The organism is Peribacillus sp. NPDC096447 (genome assembly GCF_044762725.1).
Lineage (GTDB): Bacteria > Bacillota > Bacilli > Bacillales > DSM-1321 > Peribacillus.
The window spans coordinates 56418-73786 of record NZ_JBIWEV010000011.1 but is presented as its reverse complement, the minus strand read 5'-3'; the positions used below and the strand labels follow the sequence as shown (position 1 = coordinate 73786).

At 40.3% G+C, this 17369-nt stretch carries 14 protein-coding genes; 4 read left to right on the top strand and 10 right to left on the bottom strand.

The window, feature by feature from the left end:
• Positions 1–630 precede the first annotated feature (630 nt).
• The gene (locus ACIQZD_RS24215; RefSeq protein WP_402907103.1) at positions 631–1389 is read left to right on the top strand and encodes an alpha/beta hydrolase; all 759 of its coding nucleotides are present in this window, start codon (positions 631–633) and stop codon (positions 1387–1389) included.
• A gap of 80 nt (positions 1390–1469) precedes the next feature.
• The gene (locus ACIQZD_RS24210; protein ID WP_402907102.1) at positions 1470–1640 is read left to right on the top strand and encodes a CsbD family protein; all 171 of its coding nucleotides are present in this window, start codon (positions 1470–1472) and stop codon (positions 1638–1640) included.
• A 105-nt stretch (positions 1641–1745) separates the two neighbouring features.
• Here ACIQZD_RS24210 and ACIQZD_RS24205 read toward each other — a convergent pair whose 3' ends face one another.
• The 5 genes from ACIQZD_RS24205 to ACIQZD_RS24185 form a co-directional block, all read right to left on the bottom strand.
• Positions 1746–2888, bottom strand: coding sequence for a PP2C family protein-serine/threonine phosphatase (locus ACIQZD_RS24205; protein WP_402907100.1), 1143 nt, complete (start codon positions 2886–2888; stop codon positions 1746–1748).
• Between the two features lie 279 nt (positions 2889–3167).
• Positions 3168–4001 carry a CheR family methyltransferase gene (locus tag ACIQZD_RS24200; RefSeq protein ID WP_137019304.1) on the bottom strand — a complete coding sequence of 278 codons (834 nt, stop codon included), beginning with the start codon at positions 3999–4001 and terminating at the stop codon, positions 3168–3170.
• Positions 4002–4029: 28 nt separating this feature from the next.
• Entirely contained in the window at positions 4030–6831 is a 2802-nt protein-coding gene (locus ACIQZD_RS24195) for a response regulator (RefSeq protein ID WP_402907098.1), read from the bottom strand.
• Positions 6832–7157: 326 nt separating this feature from the next.
• Positions 7158–8456 (bottom strand): hemolysin family protein, encoded by a 1299-nt coding sequence (locus tag ACIQZD_RS24190; RefSeq protein WP_137019314.1) that lies wholly within the window; start codon positions 8454–8456, stop codon positions 7158–7160.
• 189 nt (positions 8457–8645) lie between these two features.
• On the bottom strand, positions 8646–9077 hold the full coding sequence (locus tag ACIQZD_RS24185) for a MerR family transcriptional regulator (protein ID WP_402907109.1): 432 nt from the start codon (positions 9075–9077) through the stop codon (positions 8646–8648).
• A 476-nt stretch (positions 9078–9553) separates the two neighbouring features.
• Between ACIQZD_RS24185 and ACIQZD_RS24180 the strand changes: the two genes are divergently transcribed.
• Positions 9554–9979 carry a DUF4395 domain-containing protein gene (locus ACIQZD_RS24180; RefSeq protein ID WP_402907096.1) on the top strand — a complete coding sequence of 142 codons (426 nt, stop codon included), beginning with the start codon at positions 9554–9556 and terminating at the stop codon, positions 9977–9979.
• Between the two features lie 42 nt (positions 9980–10021).
• Here ACIQZD_RS24180 and ACIQZD_RS24175 read toward each other — a convergent pair whose 3' ends face one another.
• The 4 genes from ACIQZD_RS24175 to ACIQZD_RS24160 form a co-directional block, all read right to left on the bottom strand.
• Positions 10022–11776, bottom strand: a complete 1755-nt coding sequence (locus tag ACIQZD_RS24175) for an FTR1 family protein (protein WP_402907094.1) — start codon at positions 11774–11776, stop codon at positions 10022–10024.
• Positions 11777–11862: 86 nt separating this feature from the next.
• Positions 11863–13149 carry an iron uptake transporter deferrochelatase/peroxidase subunit gene (efeB, locus tag ACIQZD_RS24170; RefSeq protein WP_402907092.1) on the bottom strand — a complete coding sequence of 429 codons (1287 nt, stop codon included), beginning with the start codon at positions 13147–13149 and terminating at the stop codon, positions 11863–11865.
• Positions 13150–13995, bottom strand: a complete 846-nt coding sequence (gene efeO / locus ACIQZD_RS24165; RefSeq protein WP_402907090.1) for an iron uptake system protein EfeO — start codon at positions 13993–13995, stop codon at positions 13150–13152.
• Between the two features lie 189 nt (positions 13996–14184).
• Positions 14185–14664: a MarR family winged helix-turn-helix transcriptional regulator gene (locus ACIQZD_RS24160; RefSeq protein ID WP_402907088.1), complete on the bottom strand. Its 480-nt coding sequence runs from the start codon at positions 14662–14664 to the stop codon at positions 14185–14187.
• Positions 14665–14793: 129 nt separating this feature from the next.
• Between ACIQZD_RS24160 and ACIQZD_RS24155 the strand changes: the two genes are divergently transcribed.
• Positions 14794–16308 carry an MDR family MFS transporter gene (locus ACIQZD_RS24155; protein WP_402907086.1) on the top strand — a complete coding sequence of 505 codons (1515 nt, stop codon included), beginning with the start codon at positions 14794–14796 and terminating at the stop codon, positions 16306–16308.
• A gap of 276 nt (positions 16309–16584) precedes the next feature.
• On the opposite strand, the gene def is transcribed toward ACIQZD_RS24155, so the two are convergent.
• Positions 16585–17163: a peptide deformylase gene (gene def, locus ACIQZD_RS24150; RefSeq protein ID WP_101225705.1), complete on the bottom strand. Its 579-nt coding sequence runs from the start codon at positions 17161–17163 to the stop codon at positions 16585–16587.
• Positions 17164–17369 lie beyond the last annotated feature (206 nt).

Sequence of the window (17369 nt, the reverse complement as noted above, 5' to 3'; positions counted from 1 at the left end):
ATGTTTGACTTGCTCATTTGCTTTTTTGATAGTGTGTGCTCACTTAAAATTTAACGTTGGCGCTTTGTTTTGTTCAGTTTTCAAAGAGCAATTTCACAATCGTTCTTGCGAACGGCTGTTTATTCATCATAACATCTTATTGATTAGTTGTCAACTTCTGCGAAGTTTTTAACTTATTTTAAATCGCTGTGTTTTTCAGCGACCATTTCATCTTATCATTTTCATAGTAAGAAGTCAATAGTTATTATTTCTTTCAGCAATCAGCCAAAAGCGATGAAGTTTTTCGTTTGTCTTAGTTGGTGCTTATTTATATTAAGCCCATTTCAGTTTAAAGTCAACGCTTTTTTTCCTTTTCTTTTATTTATACCGCGCAACCGGTTATTAGCTTCTTCTGTTTATCTTCAATGCCAAGACAGTACTTATATAATGGTAAGAATGGCAACACACACGGGATAGACCTAATAAGTATCTTTTTATCCTTTTTTTAATGCCTGTTAATAATGAAATTTGGCATATAACCAAGTTGACTTCACAATTTTCATTATGCTATTATATAACCAAGTAAAATAATCGGAATAGTTAATTTTAATTTCACACAATAAAACATAGCTAATTAAAGGAGATGGGATTATGACAGCAGCAATGGTAATACCAGGTGCGGAATCTTTTTTCTTACCCGGCAATTCTATCGGCATTCTTATTTGCCATGGCTTTAACGGAACGCCACAAAGCGTAAGGTATTTAGGTGAAAAATTCGCCGCCAAAGGCTTTACTGTCTTCGCTCCTCGACTGGCGGGCCATGGGACGGATGAATATGAAATGGAAGCGAGTCATTATCAGGAATGGATACAAGATGTTGAAATGGCTTATGCAAAATTAAAACGAACCTGCACCCATGTATTCGCCATCGGACAATCAATGGGAGGCGCCCTTGTTCTCGATTTAGCGACAAAAGTGGCTTGTGATGGAATTCTCACCATCAATGCTGCTCTCCAAGTTCCTGAATATGAAATATACCGTAACCAATCGGTTCCGCGCTTCGTTCCTGAGGGCAAACCTGACATAAAAGACGATACAACTAAAGAAATCACATATGACCAGGTTCCGTTAAAAGCGATTAATCAATTGCTTGATATAATGGAACATGCCAGTCAAAAACTAATAGACGTTTCGTGCCCGATACTTACCTTCCATTCTCCAGAAGATCACGTTGTACCAGACTCTTGTTCCTACCAGATTTACGATACGGTCATGTCCGGGGATAAGGAGATGTCGCCCCTTGAAAATTCATATCATGTGGCCTCGTTGGATCATGACAAAGACCATATCATTGAACGGTCATATCAGTTCATACAAAGGTTAAGTAAAAGGGCAATAATCGCTTCTTAAACTCCTTTTTCCATATAAATCAGGTTTACCCATACACTTCATGGGTATATACAGTATATAAAGAAAAAGGAGGTAACATAATGAGCGGTTTATCAGACAAAGTAAAAGGTGCTGTAAATAAAGTTAAAGGTGAAACGAAAGACCAAGTCGGAAACGCGAAAAATGATCCTCACTTACAAGCAGAAGGTAAAGTCGATAAATTAAAAGGCAGTCTCCAAGATGGCATTGGTAAATTAAAAAATGACCGTTAATTGCAAATAGCCGAATATATGATTCACTCTCTTAACACACTCTCATTTCATATACCCCCCTTTTATAGAGAAGAGGCGGCAGATAATCTGCCGCCTCTTCCTTGTTCAATTTGCTTGAATAACAACAACACACATATCATCAGGTTGATCTTGCTGCATTTCCGGGGACATCAAAAAGTCGATAGGGGGAGATTCCTTACAATCGAACCATCTCGTCGAGACCGCTTCTTTTATTTGGTCGAGTCCTTCCGTCCCTTCCCGATCTATCGCTTCCATGACTCCATCCGTAAATAGCATGAGCTGAATCTTCTCTTCATAATGAATGACGGACTTCTCTATTTTCATTTCGGTGAAGAACCCAACAGGACATGTCCCTTTTGAAAGTGAGAGCACTTTCCCATCGTCCATTAAAGCAAAGCCCGGAGGATGTCCGGCATTCACATATTCCACAGTCTTTTGCTCTGTATCAATGACCATATAAATCGCGGTAAAATAATAATGCACTGGATTATCTTCTTTATTAAGGGTACTCATCCAGCGATTCATTTCGTTTATTACTGCCACTGGATCCGTATGTATCCTGATGGCATCCCTCAATACGGAGGAAATGAACATGCACACAAGTGAGGCGGATATGCCATGCCCCATCATATCCAGCAGGATGATCCCATACCGACTTTCATCGATGCGGTGCCAATAGTACATATCCCCTGCCAACTTATTCGCAGGTAAGTATGATGCCCTTATAGTTAAGTGGTCATTTATAATGGGTTCACTTAATAAACCGCTTTGAACCTGCATGGAAAGATCCAATTCATTGCGGATTTTTTCATCCTGCATTTTATGCCAATCTTTTTCATATTTAAGTCTTAACCCCACTCGAATCCTCGCAAGTAAATCTATTTTATTGATAGGCTTCATTATATAATCAATTCCGCCAACATCAAGTGCCTCGGCAACCTTGTTTGAATCTTCAAGGGCGGTCACAAAAATTACGGGTATATCTCTAAGGTGAGGAATGCTTTGAAGTCTCCTGCACGCCTCTATCCCATCGATCTCCGGCATCATGATATCGAGCAGAATGATATCAACTGAAGTCTCTTTAGGTTGCGGACTATCCACCTGTAAATATTCAAACATCTCAACAGCTGAAGTTAATGATAGAAAATCCGTATAGCCAGCTCGTTTTAGAATTTTCTCTATAACGAAAAGGTTAACCTGGTTATCATCTACGATTAAAATCGTCATTCTTTCATTCCCCTTTTGGCTTATATCGAGCGGCAACATTTATCTTTTTTATATGGGTCAGTACTTTCATAAAGCTCCCTTAATAGGGATTTTCCTAGTATATTATAACGAAGTTCAGTCTCTTTTAATAATAATAAACCACGGCAGTTATTCTACATGGAGACCAACTCATTATTTATACCCCTTCTTTTAATACCTTAAACATAGAAATGAAAAAAAACGAAAAATAATGCACTAAATTAAAAAGAAAGAGTCCGCTTATATGCGGACTCTTTCTTTTTACAATTTCCGATAAATTCGTTCCTTTGAATCAAAGTCCTCATAATCTTCCGAAAAGGATGATGTATGAAGTGTTTCCTTGCTGCCAACCGCAAGGAAGCCATCTTTACAAAGGCTGTCATAAAACAACTGATTAACATATGTCTGCAATTCACCGGTAAAGTAAATCATCACATTCCGGCACATGATGATATGAAACTCATTGAACGAACCATCAGTAACTAAATTATGCTGGAAAAACACAATGTTTTTAAGGAGATTCGAATCAAGATAAGCATTTTGATAATCGGTTGTATAATACTCCGAAAATTCCTGGTTGCCTCCAGCTTGCAAATAGTTTTTCGTATAAGACTGCATTCTATTTAAAGGCAATATTCCTTTTTCCGCATGACGGAGGACTTCATCATTCATATCAGTGGCATAAATCCTCGCCTTATCATAAAGTCCTTCTTCCTTGAGGATGATCGCCATGGAAAAGGCTTCTTCACCGGTTGAACATCCCGCATGCCAAATTCTGATTTCAGGAAGTTTTTTGAGGAGCGGTACAATATTTAAACGAAAGGCTTTAAAGAAATCCGGATCGCGAAACATTTCAGTCACATTTATTGAAAAATCTCTCAAAAGCTTCTCGACATACCCTTTTTCATATAAAACCATTTCAATCATTCCGCTAATCCTGCGAACATGGTCCAGTCTCATTCTATTTTCAACTCTTCTTTTTATTGAAGAACGCATATATTTGCGAAAGTCAAAGCCCGAAACGGAATAAATGGCCTCTAACAATAATTCGATTTCCAAATCTTCTCTTTCTTCAATCGTTAAAGTATCCTTCATGCAAAACCTTCCTCACCCGTACTATCAATCAATTAGTCAGCCATACCCTTAGGACGGATAGCAGCTGATCCAATTTTAAAGGCTTGCTGACATAGTCGGAAGCGCCGGCCTTCAGGCACTTTTCCCTGTCGCCTTTCATCGCTTTCGCAGTTAGCGCGATGATTGGAAGATCCTCGAACTTACTTTGCTCGCGAATTCTGGTCATCGTTTCGTAACCGTCCATGCCTGGCATCATGATATCCATCAAAATAACATCTATATTATTTCCTTTTTCAAGGAGTTCCAAACATTCATAGCCGTTTTCAGCTGTAAGGATTTCCATCCCCTCATGCTTCAGCGCATTTTTTAGAGCAAATATATTACGGTGATCATCATCGACGACCAGTACTGTTTTATTGCAGAATGGTTTGGCCTTATCCCGATCTTCTTCATCCACTATAACTACATCCGGTTCTCCCTGACCGTCAAAAGGCGCAGCAGAACCATCGTGGTTGGCTGCTGCCACTTCTGGAGAAGCAGCCATTGCTTCGCCGACATTTTTGAAGCCCTCTGGCATGCTTGGAATAAAGAAAGTAAAGGTACTGCCTTGCCCTTCCTCACTATCTACAATGACCCAGCCTCCCAGAAGTTTGGCGAACTCCCGGCAAATCGATAGACCTAGTCCTGTACCGCCATATTTTCTCATTGTAGCTCCGTCACCTTGCTGGAACGCTTCAAAGATAAGTTTTTGCTTCTCTTTCGAAATTCCGATGCCCGTATCCGTCACCTTAATTTCAACCCAATTGCTAGCTCCTTTTGTCTGTATCCATTGTGCTACATTTTCTTCATCAGCTTTTTTGATTTGGACAGACACAGAACCTTTTTCCGTGAATTTAAATGCATTGGATAATAGGTTTTTCAAAATTTGCTGGAAGCGCTGTTCATCCGTAAAGAAAATATCCGGAACGTTTTTACTTTTTTCTATTATAAAGTCAATGTTCTTTTTCTTCGCTACATGATCGAAATTACGGTGCAATTGCTCTGGAAGCTCACTCAAATTCATTTCGTCAAAGACCACTTCAAGCTTTCCGACTTCGACTTTTGATAAATCCAAAATGTCATTGATCAACGTTAATAAATCCTGACCTGATGAGTTAATGACACGAGCGAATTCCTGTTGCTCTTCATTTAATTTACTATCATTCGGATCTGAAAGCATTTCTGATAAAATCAGGATACTATTGAGCGGTGTCCGCAATTCATGGGACATATTTGCCATGAACTCGGATTTATATTTGGAACTTAACTTTAATTCTTCCGCTTGTTTTTCAAGATTCAGTTTTGCGACTTGAAGCTCTTTCGACTTTTCTTCAGTTTCACGATTTCTTTCTTCTAATTGTTCATTGATCATTCGCAATTCTTCAGCCTGCGTTTGCAGTTCCTCCGATTGGGCTTGCATTTCCTCTGACTGTGATTGCAATTCTTCCGATTGAGCCTGTAACTCTTCGGTCTGAGCCTGTGATTCTTTCAATAAACGCTCTATTTCCATCCGGCCCTCTACATTATTAATCGTGATGCCAAGAGTATCAAGAACCTGGTTCAGGAAAGTTTTTTGCAGCTTCGTAAATGCCTCCAAACTTGCCAGTTCAACCATTGCGACAACTTCATCCTCAAAAACGACCGGCGCAATGACAATGCTTTTCGGGTTGACTTCCCCCAATCCTGTCGTAATCACTTGAAAATCTTCAGGGATATCTTCAATGACTTTCGATTTTTTTTCAAGGGCGCATTGTCCGATCAAACCTTCACCAAGACGGAATTCACGTCTGCCTGAATCTTCGCCATCTCCCGCAAAGCTGGCAAGCTTCACAAAACGCATATCCACGCCCTCGCCCCGTTTGACGTAAAAAGCTCCAATTGAAGCTCCCATCATTGGTGCAAGTCTTGTAATGAACCGGTCAGCCAGAACTTCCACATCAACAATGCGCTGATACATCGTAGCTATATCTGCAACACGGGTCTGGATCCAGTTCTGTTCACTGATCTTTTCGGTGAAATCTTTCTCTTTTTGATTATAGATTTCAAGCGATCCCGCCATTTCATTGAACGATCTCGCTATATCACCAATTTCATCAGTAGTCCGAACCGGAACTCTTGGTATGACCGATAAATTTTTATAATCGATATTTTTGATGACCTTCGTAATCGATTGCAGATCTTTCGATGTACTGCGGATCATCCAAACAACCGTTACGGAAATAACCAAAATGCTGAGAATGACCGCAAAAATTACAAAACCGATCATATCTTCATAGGTTTGTTTCGAATTGTTTAAGGTATCGTTCATGACACCTTCTTGGTAATCCTTAAATTCATCCATCGTACTGATGACTTTCGTTCGTTTTTCCCTTTGGTCCTCCATCAGGCTTGAAAGATCATCCGAAGAGTTTCCCGATTTTATCTTTTGGATGATTTCAGCCTCCGTTATGGAGTAAGAAGCATATTGAGTCTCGAACTCTTTCAATAATTGCTTTGCTTTCGACTTATTTAACGAACCTGATAACCCGGCAATTTTTGATTCAATCAAACTATGATTCTCATTGATGATTTCGAGGCTCTCTGCTCTTTCTTCTTTGTTTGTATCATTAGCTGCAAACAGGATCTCACGGTCCGACCTGGAAAAAAGCTGACGGATTTCCATCGAAGCTGAAACTTTTTCATAGCGATTTTCAACTATTTCAGTCATGTTGCTCTTTAAATTGTTAAGCGTAACCATCATGAAAGAAAGTAAAATAGCCAAGAAAAGCAAGATCAAACCAAATCCCAACATTTGCTTCTTCTTAAAACCCATTTTTCCGCCCACCTTCAATACTTATTTATACCAGCTCGCGATAAACGGCTTTGCAAAATAAATCTTAATACTATCATTAGTATTACTTTTGAAGAATTTCCCTTATATTCTTTGAAACTTTAAAATGATATATAGATAGATTCATTGCTCAAAGTCAATTTTAACATTTTCCAAGCTAAAATTGTTATCTACTGTGTTATTTTAAATGAATTCATTTTCCAATTAAGTAACAGTCTGCCTTGACCATTGTTATAAACACCGAATAGACTTATTCGTACATGATAAAAGCCGAAAGTTTCCACTTTCGGCTTTGTTGTAATCCTGTTTTATTTAATCTTCTTCACTTCAACATATAAAACATGATGACCGTCCATTTCCTTTACAGTAAATTCATATCCGGCGTATTCGATTTTATCCCCGACAGCAATCTCGAATCTGCCTGTCAGGAACCATCCTCCCAATGTATCGATATCTTCCTCCGGCAAATCGATCGCAAGGGTATCATTGACATCTTCAACCAATGTTTTTGCGTCGAATACATAATGCCCCTCATCAATCTTTTGAATGAGCGGACGTTCATCCTGGTCAAATTCATCACGGATTTCCCCGACGATTTCTTCAAGTATGTCTTCAACCGTAACAAGACCGGCAGTTCCGCCATATTCATCAGTCAAAACAGCCATATGGATCCGTTCCTTCTGCATTTTCAGCAGCAGATCATGAATGGCGATCGTTTCAAGAACACGGATAATGGGTGTTACAAATGAATCCACCGTCAAAGCTGTTACATTATCTTCTGTAATCGTCGCTGTATAAAGTCGCTTGATATTGACCATTCCCACGACATTATCTTTATCACCGTCTATGACCGGATACCTAGTGTATTGTTCTTCCTGAATCAGTTCAACTACTTCCAATAATGGCATGCCCTTTTCGATAACGGTCATTTCCGTACGCGGAACCATGATTTCATTGGCAATGCGCTCATCAAATTCAAATATCTGATTGACATATTTGTATTCCGATTGATTGATCTCACCGCTTTTATAGCTTTCCGATAAAATGATGCGCAGCTCTTCTTCGGAATGGGCCATTTCGGACTCAGATGCAGGCTTTAAACCGAACATGCCCGTCAGGAGACGTGCAGAACCATTCAGTAACCAAATGAATGGGTACAAAATGCGGTAAAAGAGAATTAACGGCTTTGCAAATAGCAAGGTTACCTCTTCTGCCTTTTGAATCGCAACCGTTTTCGGTGCGAGTTCGCCGACAACAACATGAAGGAATGTTACAGAACCGAAGGCGATCAGGAACGAGATGATGTGACTTACGGACTCCTCTAATCCCCATTTAGTGAACAATGGTTTTAAGATCGCCTCGACCGTCGGTTCACCCAATACCCCTAAACCTAAGGCGGTTACCGTAATCCCCAATTGACAGGCAGATAAGTACTCATCGATATGTGATGTCACTTTCTTGGCTGCAAGGGCATTTCTATGCCCTTCCTCAATCAACTGATTGATTCGGGAACTTCTGACTTTCACGATTGCAAATTCCGATGCAACGAAAAATGCGGTTAATGCTATCAATACAGCTACTGCTAATAATTTTATAAATATCTCCAATATGTGCGGGTTCGCCATATTGTGCCCATCCTTCTGACCCTCGGATTAGACATGTACGGCTAAATCCCAAGCACCTCCTGTATAAATGGTTATTTTCGTTTCAAAAAGCGATTTTTGCCTTATCAAAACCATTTAGCCTATATCGTTAATATGCACCTTTGGGCATAAAACTATAGGGATAAATTTTAATCATACCAGCAACACTAGCAATGATTGGATTAAGGCCATGCTTTCGCGGGATATCTGTTTTTTTAAAAGAAGCTCACTTTTTCCGTCCTTTTCAATCAAGCTGATGAATTCCTGAAGTTCCTCGTTCAGGCCATCCATTTTATTCTTGAGTTGAAGAACTTTTTCCTCAATTGCTGATGCGGCTTCCTTATCCTTCTTAAGTAATTCTTTAATATCTTCCAATGAAAGGTTTTCTCTTTTGTATCCCTCGATACGGCGAAGCCTTTCAAGTTCACCGACTGAATAATAACGGTAATTAGAGGCGGAACGTTCTGCTTTAAGCAAGCCTAGGTTCGTATAATAATCTACAGTTCGTTTCGTAACATTCGCCATTTCCGCCAACTCGCCAATTTTTAAAGTCTCGTTCCCAACATAACCCCTCCTAACCGTCACGTGATGGTTTGACAAACTGAAAGTATGTCTTTTCCTCCATGACGTTTTATTCTATTCCCTAATCGTACATTATTTTAATTGAAATAAAAAATATTTATTACCCTCTTTACCCTTCTTTGGAAAAACAAAAACCGATTAATTGAATAATCGGCTTAATTTATCATTTAATCCAAGGATTTATTTTTTTGTTTTAACTGAGAATTGATTGCTCAATATCTTAGGACCGCATTGGCAAAGGGCAGAATGCTTTAGCTTTTTTATTGGTGTTCCGCATGTTTCACAAACTTTTGCTACCATTTATACTGTCCTCCTCACTTTATTTGCTTGTTATACATATTATACTACTTTTATAATGATAATCAATACTAAATTAAAATTATTATAAATAAGGTTTTGGCTTTATTTTGTTAGACTTCACAAGTGATTAAAATAAAGATAAAATATAAATAAAACATATCAGGAAGGTTGGTATTAGTATGACGAGTGAAATTCGTTCCATTCCCCGTCCTTTAGTACGAACGAATCAATGGGTCATTTTGTTAAGCGTAGCCACCGCCTTATTGACGGGACAAATGTTGATATTAATTATTCCTATAACTGCAGGACTTTTAGGTCTTCTCTTTAATTTCAATCCAGTGATGCGTCTCGCCAAGCTCTTTCTTAAAAAGAAACCTTCCGATTATATTCCTGAAGATCATTCACAGCAACAATTCAACCAGGCAATAGCTGTCGTTTGCTTAGGACTTGGATTCATATCTTTTTTACTGGGTTGGAATGTTACCGGTTATATATTCACCTTGATGGTCGGATTGGCTTCTCTCATAGCCATCCTTGGATTCTGCATCGGCTGCTTTATCCTTTATCAATGGAAGCAATATTCCTATCGCCGATCTATTCGCTAATACCACACACAAATGGGACTGACATGCGTCAGTCCCATTATATTATTCGGTTGTACGTAAGGAATTACTCTTTTTGACCCAAATGGTCGCCAATACAATCAGCAAAATTAATACAGCTTGCGGCACTAGCGTTTCCATTGTTGGATAAAGACCTATCGTTTCTACAAACGGAAAGGAACTGATCGTATTTGTCTGTATTACCTGTGAAACCTGAAGTGAATGAATGGAAACTCCAAGAATCTTGAAAGCCAAGGCATATATGAGTATCGTTGCCACTTTAAAGAATAGGGTCATCGGTAATTTCACACTGTAGCGCAGCATGATGAAACCAATTACCACTAAAATGAGGAAGGCAAGGAAAATCCCGCTCAGCAGCTGCTTTAATTCCATATAAGGAGCCATTCCAGCATAAAAGATAATCGTCTCGGCACCTTCACGGAATATGGATAGAAAACTGATTAAAGCGAAAGAGATGATGCTCCCCGTCGCAATGGCTTGGTTCATTTGCTTGCCGATATACCGGTTCCATGCATGGACATTCGATTTACCATGAAGCCAAAGACCAATTGTCAACATCATCAATACTGCTATTATCCCAGTGATTCCCTCAATATATTCCCGGCTTGACGCAGCTGTGATCTGAGAGAAAACGATATTGATTATGACCGCCAATATGGAACTGGCAACTAAACCAGCACCAACTCCTGTCCAAATCCATTTTTGTTTGTCCGCTTGCCCGATTTTCTTTAGGAAAGACAGCAATGTAGCTACAATCAAGAGTGCTTCCAACCCTTCCCGTAAAAGGATCAGTGCTGCATCCCATGTCGTATAACCCGTATCCTCAATTAAAGGCAGTAACCTTGTGTTTAAATCGGAAACGATTCCCTTCGCTTCCTCCGCCTTTACCTTTTTCGATTGCAATAGGCTGATTGCGGTCGGGACTTTCGTTTCCATATCGCTGTAAAGCTTGCTGTCCCTTGTGGAGACCTCCCCTTCGACATTAGGCCAAATTGTCAAGATCTCATTTAGCTTATCAACGGCAGAATCGATTTCATCCTTTTCAATATCCGTTGCACTTCCTTGTAAAAGTTCTGTTACATCCCCAAGTGAATATGTGTTCTTCTGGCTTCCTACTTCAACTTTACCAGCAAGGAAATCCTCGATCAGACCCTTCAATTCATTTAGATTTTTTTGGGCTTTTTCCGGATCAGGTGGGTCTTGGGTAATCGCTATCCGCACAAAGGCCATTTTCGTTTCAAACTCACCATATGTAGCAACACTTTTCTCCCTGACAATGACCTCTGCGTCGGTCCATTGACTCAGGAGATTGGTATATTGAACTTTAGCTTGATCAAAGTCACCTTCAGTTATCAAAGCCTCCAACTTATCTATTAATGGAAGTATCGCTTGTATCCGTTCTTTATAGTCAGTCTTGTCAACAGGGTTTTCGTTTGTATCATAAATAACAAGAGCACTTGATAATGCCGATAATCGCTTTTTGATTTCATTTGTGGTGGCTTGGTCTCTCACAGCACTTTTTACCGCAGACAGCTTCTCGTCGACTTTCCTCGCACTCTCGCTGTCCGTTTTTATCGTTTTCCAATCTTGCTCGAATAGATCGATATTTTTCGATACTTCCTCAAGGTCGCCAGATTTTACCTTCATTAAACTATCGCCAATATAAACAAAAAGCTGATCATGGTTTTCACCCGCCGAAACCATCTTTATATCAGTCGAAAGAAATAAAAGACTGACGACTAAAACCAATATCCCACTCTTCCATCTAGAAACGGTCATAGTGGTCCCTCCCTATTCATGAACTAAAATCGCCAACTGGATAATATCCATGCTGGCGATTTTCACGTCCTCATTTGAAATTATATTTATCCAAAAAGGGAATCCCCGATATAGCCACCCTTTTTCACACCTGGTAAACAAGCGAACATGGCACTGCCCCTGTGAACGATATATTCGTTGAGCTTATCATTTTTCGCCAGTCGCTCTTGTATGGGTATGAATTGTTTACTTGGGTTTCGCTGAAAACAAATGAATAGCAAGCCGGCATTGAAGCTCCCTGTTTTAGGATCCATTCCATCTGCATATGAATAGGGACGCCTCAATATCTTTGCTTTTCCGTCCCCCCTGGAGAGACTCATATGCGAATCTTCTGGAATGATCCGATTTCCATTTGGGTCTTTAGCTTCGAGATCCACGGTATCGAACTCATTCTTCATTCCTAATGGAGCTCCACTGTCGCGATGACGGCCAAACGTATTTTCTTGTTCTTTCAATATAGTCCGGTCCCAAACTTCAATGTACATCTGGATTCGTCGCACCACCATATAACTGCCTCCAACAAGCCAGTCCGGACCGTCCTCACCCTTCACCCAAACATGCTCATTCATTTCATTATTATCATTCGTATTTGGATTGACAGTCCCATCCTTAAACCCGAAAAGGTTCCGCGGTGTCGTTTTTTGTGAATCGGCTTGCTTAGTCCGTTGAAAACCTGTTTGTGCCCAATGAATGATCGCTTTCCCTCTGCCAATCCTCACTAAGTTCCTGACGGCATGGAAAGCCACTTGAAGATCATCTGCACATGCTTGAATACAAATATCCCCACCGCTCCATTCTTCTTCTAAAGCATCTAAAGGGAATTGGGGCAGGTCCTTTAATTCAGCAGGCCTTTTTGATTTCAAACCAAATCGATCTTTGCCATCCTTCGAAAACAGGGTCGGACCCACTCCAAAAGTGATCGTTAAATTGGAAGGCGATAATTCTTTCGCTTCCCCCGTATCCTTTGGAGGCATATTCGTATTAAGGGATGCTTCACCAATCAAATTCCCCTCAGTCATCTGAGCCGCAGCCTCTGTCCAATCCTTAAATAACTGGATTAGGTCTGACCTTTTATCTGTGGTTACTTCCAGTGATGCGAAGTAAAGGTTATCTTGCGCCTCAGTGGTGATACCGGCTTGGTGCGCTCCATAAAAAGGAACGATATCCTTAGTTTGTCCCTTCGCCTTTTGTTCAGAAAGTGTCAGCAGCCCGCCAAATCCGGATGCTCCTATCACGACTCCGATTCCACCGACTCCTGCCGTTTTCAACATATTTCGACGACTTACTTTTTTTGTGAAAAGTCCAGTTTCATCTTTCGGCGTATGTTCTTTCAATTAAGATTCCTCCGTTACAATCCCTATTTGCGAAAGTGGTTCAGCCAATGCATCAATTGCTTGACTTAACTCTTTGACTTCAGATTCCTTTAAATCCGTATATGAGATGTAGCCATCCCCTTCTTTATGCTTTTCAAGCAAGCCGTATACATCGTCAAAACGTTGTTGGATTTCCGCAGCAAGCTTCGCATCCTTTTCTTTCAGCGCTGGAGTAAGCAGTTCATAGATTTTTTCTGCACCTTCAACATTTGCAACGAAATCATACAGGTCGGTATGGGAGTATCTGTCTTCTTCTCCTGTCACCTTACTCGTGGAAACTTCATTCAATAAATCCACCGCACCCGTGATCAACAAATCAGGTGTTACCTCAACCGTTTCAACCTTGGCTCGAAGCAAATTGACGTCACTCATTAATTGTTCTGCATACTTTTCGTAGCCCTTCGTTGTATTTTCTTGCCATAGCCCCATCTCAATCCGGTGGTAACCACCCCATTCTTCATCTTTGACATCCCCTTCACGCGCATCGATTTTGGGATCAAGATCGCCAAAAACTTCAGCGATGGGTTCCGCTCTTTCATAATGCATCCGTGCTGGTGCGTATAATTCCTTCGCCTTTTCAATATCACCGGCAGATACGGCCGTAGTGAATTCTTCCGTTGCGTTTACGAACTCTTCTATTTCACCAATGGCATATTCCCGGTACTCGCTAGATACATCATCAAGCTTACTCGCACTCACTTCTTTGGCATTGTCACCTGCCGGTTCAGTTCCTTCCTTTTCCTGCGCACAGCCAAATAATAGACTGGTTGATAGTAAGACCGCTAATGACGCCTTTGCTTTTTTCATAGTGTATTCTCCCTTTGAAATGATTTGTAGATTCATATTAGCAGATAATGAAAATCATTATCAATATATATTTTAATGGAAACGTGACATTGTTCATTCCCTTTTAAATAAATTTCACTCTACACCTTTAATTATTGATAAGAAGCTGCCAGCTGGCTAAAAATAAAAAAGGCAGCCTACATACACCGGCTACCTTTCCCGCTCACTCATTAACTTGTCATTTTCTTTGTCCATGATTTTTGTGATATCCTCAACAAATTGATTGATCAATATTAGTTCTTGTTCATTATAAGATGAACATAACTCCTTGGTGGCCATAGAAAGCGATTGATAGTGCGATTTAATCTGTTCCTGCCTTTCGGGTATCGGTGCAATCATTACCCGTCTTCCATCCAATTGATCTCGTTCTCTTTTAACATAACCGGATTTCTCAAGGCGATTGATCAGTGCCGTAACCGATCCCGTGCTCAATCCTGTAATTTTGGATAATTCACCGGCAGTAATCGGTCCCGTTTCATTCAATATTTCAGCACTCTTTAAATCCGTATGGGATACCCCTATTTTTTGGGCCATATTTTGTTGAAATAATACGGATCTCATTCCATACCGCTGCAATCTGTGAGTTAAACTCTCTAACAGAGCTGCATTCACCCTATTATCACTTGACATAAAATGCCACCCCTTTTACACTTGAATTTATCTTGATTTTCAAGATAAATGTTTTGTTTCATCTTAACGTTTACCCTTCAACCATGTAAAGGAAATTCATGAGCTGGTTGATACGAAGGAGGAAAATAAATGAACGCTCAAAAAAAACAAAAATTCATTGTTGCCGGTTTACTATTGGGTATCTTGATGTCAGCAATGGATAATACAATTGTTGCGACTGCAATGGGAACGATCGTTTCTGATTTAGGCGGATTCGATAAGTTTGTATGGGTGACATCTGCCTATATGGTCGCCACGATGGCAAGTATGCCGATATTCGGTAAGCTTTCCGATATGTATGGAAGAAAGAGGTTTTTTATTTTTGGACTTATAGTCTTTTTAATCGGCTCCGCATTATGTGGCATGGCCCAGAGCATAGTTCAGTTAAGTATCTTCCGTGCAATCCAAGGGATCGGCGGAGGCGCGCTGATGCCTATAGCCTTTACGATCATTTTTGATATTTTCCCACCTGAAAAACGGGGAAAATTAACTGCTCTTTTCGGTGCTGTGTTTGGGGCATCAAGCGTATTGGGACCACTTTTAGGCGCTTATATTACTGAATACTCCAGCTGGCACTGGATTTTCTACGTCAATGTTCCGATTGGGATCATTTCTTTATTTTTCATCTGGAATTACTACAAGGAGTCACCCAACACCCAAGAGCAAAAAATTGATTGGGGTGGCGCAGCAACCCTCGTCATTGCCGTTATCAGCTTAATGTTCGCTCTCGAACTGGGCGGGGAGTATGGCTGGAGTTCCTCTCCCATCATAGGTCTGTTTGCCAGTTTTGTGGTTTTCTTCGTTTCATTTTTCTTTTTCGAAAAAAGGGCAAAAGATCCAATCATTTCATTATGGCTGTTTAAAAGGCGATTATTTGCCACTTCTCAGATCTTAGCCATTCTTTATGGCGGTACATTCATTATATTAACCGTCTATATCCCGATTTTCGTGCAGGCAGTTTACGGTGGTTCCGCAACAAATGCCGGTTTGATCCTCACTCCCATGATGCTTGGTTCAGTATTCGGCAGTGCAGTTGGCGGGATATTCAATACAAAGACAAGCTTTCGCAACTTAATGACGGTTTCCGTCATCTGTTATTTTGCAGGAATGCTTCTATTAGGGACAATCACCCCTGATACCAGCAGGACTTTATTAACTTTGTACATGATTTTGACTGGATTTGGCATGGGCTTTTCCTTCTCCCTTTTGCCTATAGCATCCATTCACAACTTGGAACCTAGATTCCGGGGGTCGGCCAACTCAACAAACTCATTCCTCCGTTCTTTCGGGATGACACTCGGTGTAACGATTTATGGAGCGATTCAGACCAATGTATTCACAAGTAAAATGAAGGATGCGTTTAAAGGAATGCAAGGAGGTCCGGATACAGCCGGGTTGATGGAGGACCCACGACAGCTCTTCCAATCGGACGCACGTGCCGAGATTCCGGACTTTATCTTGGATAAAATCGTTCATGCGATGTCCGATTCGATTTCATTGATATTCACCTTGGCTCTCATTCCGATCGGTCTTGCTGCAATCACTGTTTTCTTCATGGGAAATACAAGAGTGGAAACACCTTCAAAAAAGGAATCATTGCAATAAACAAAAAGCGCTGCATTTGCAGCGCTTTTTGTTTTTTCATCTCCCTTCTATATAGGAAGTGAGGTTACCGAAAGATCATACCGAGGTGAGAAGTTTGATGGACGTATGTTTTGGAGACAGTTTAACGAGGCATTTCTTATATTAGGGGCCATTATCCAAACTCTTAGCTAAGCTGACAGAAACTGGGCCAAACATCTGCAAAAGCATATGGAAGAGGATATGCTTCCGCAGCCATAAAACAGTAAAAAGGCAAAGCAAGTCGCTTTGCCTTTTGCCTTACAGACTTTTCACTTCCACGTTTTCCGGAAGCTTGAAAGGGTTTTCGGTGTTGATCCGGTCATAAAACATCATCCCGTTTAAATGATCTAACTCATGTTGAAACACGATTGCAGCAAAGCCCTTCAGCCGCATCTCTATTTCCTCACCATTACCGTCCAAGGCTTTGATTTTAACCCGTTCATAACGAGGTACATACCCCTTAATGTCACGGTCGACGGAAAGGCAGCCTTCACTTTGCGGTAAATAGATCATTGTGGCCGAATGGCTGATGATCTTCGGATTCACAAGGGCATATTCAAACAGCTTCCCTTTTTCGTCGGGAAAATACATGACGAACATGCGTTTATTCAAGCCTATCTGATTTGCAGACAACCCAACTCCTTCACGTAAGTTGTACTTCTTTTGGAGTTTTGGGTCCTGGCTGTTTTTCAGGTATTGCATCATGCATTCCAACGTTTCACGATCTTCATCCGAAATCGGCAGGCTGACTTCATCCGTTACCTGACGCAGAATGGGATCACCTTCTCTAACGATATCCTTCATCGTAATCATATAGTCTTTTATAAATTTACTCATAGAACTTCACACTCTTCTACCATTTTATTTTTTCATGACTTAGACCATTTCACTTTAGCATTTCGCATTTAAAAAGTCTAATATGCCGGTTAGATTAAATATTTCTAAATTCCGGACTCTTTAAACTTTCTTAATAACTATCATTTCTTGACTTTAACATTATTTACCTTTAATTTAAGGCATAAAGACCTATAGATTACATGTTT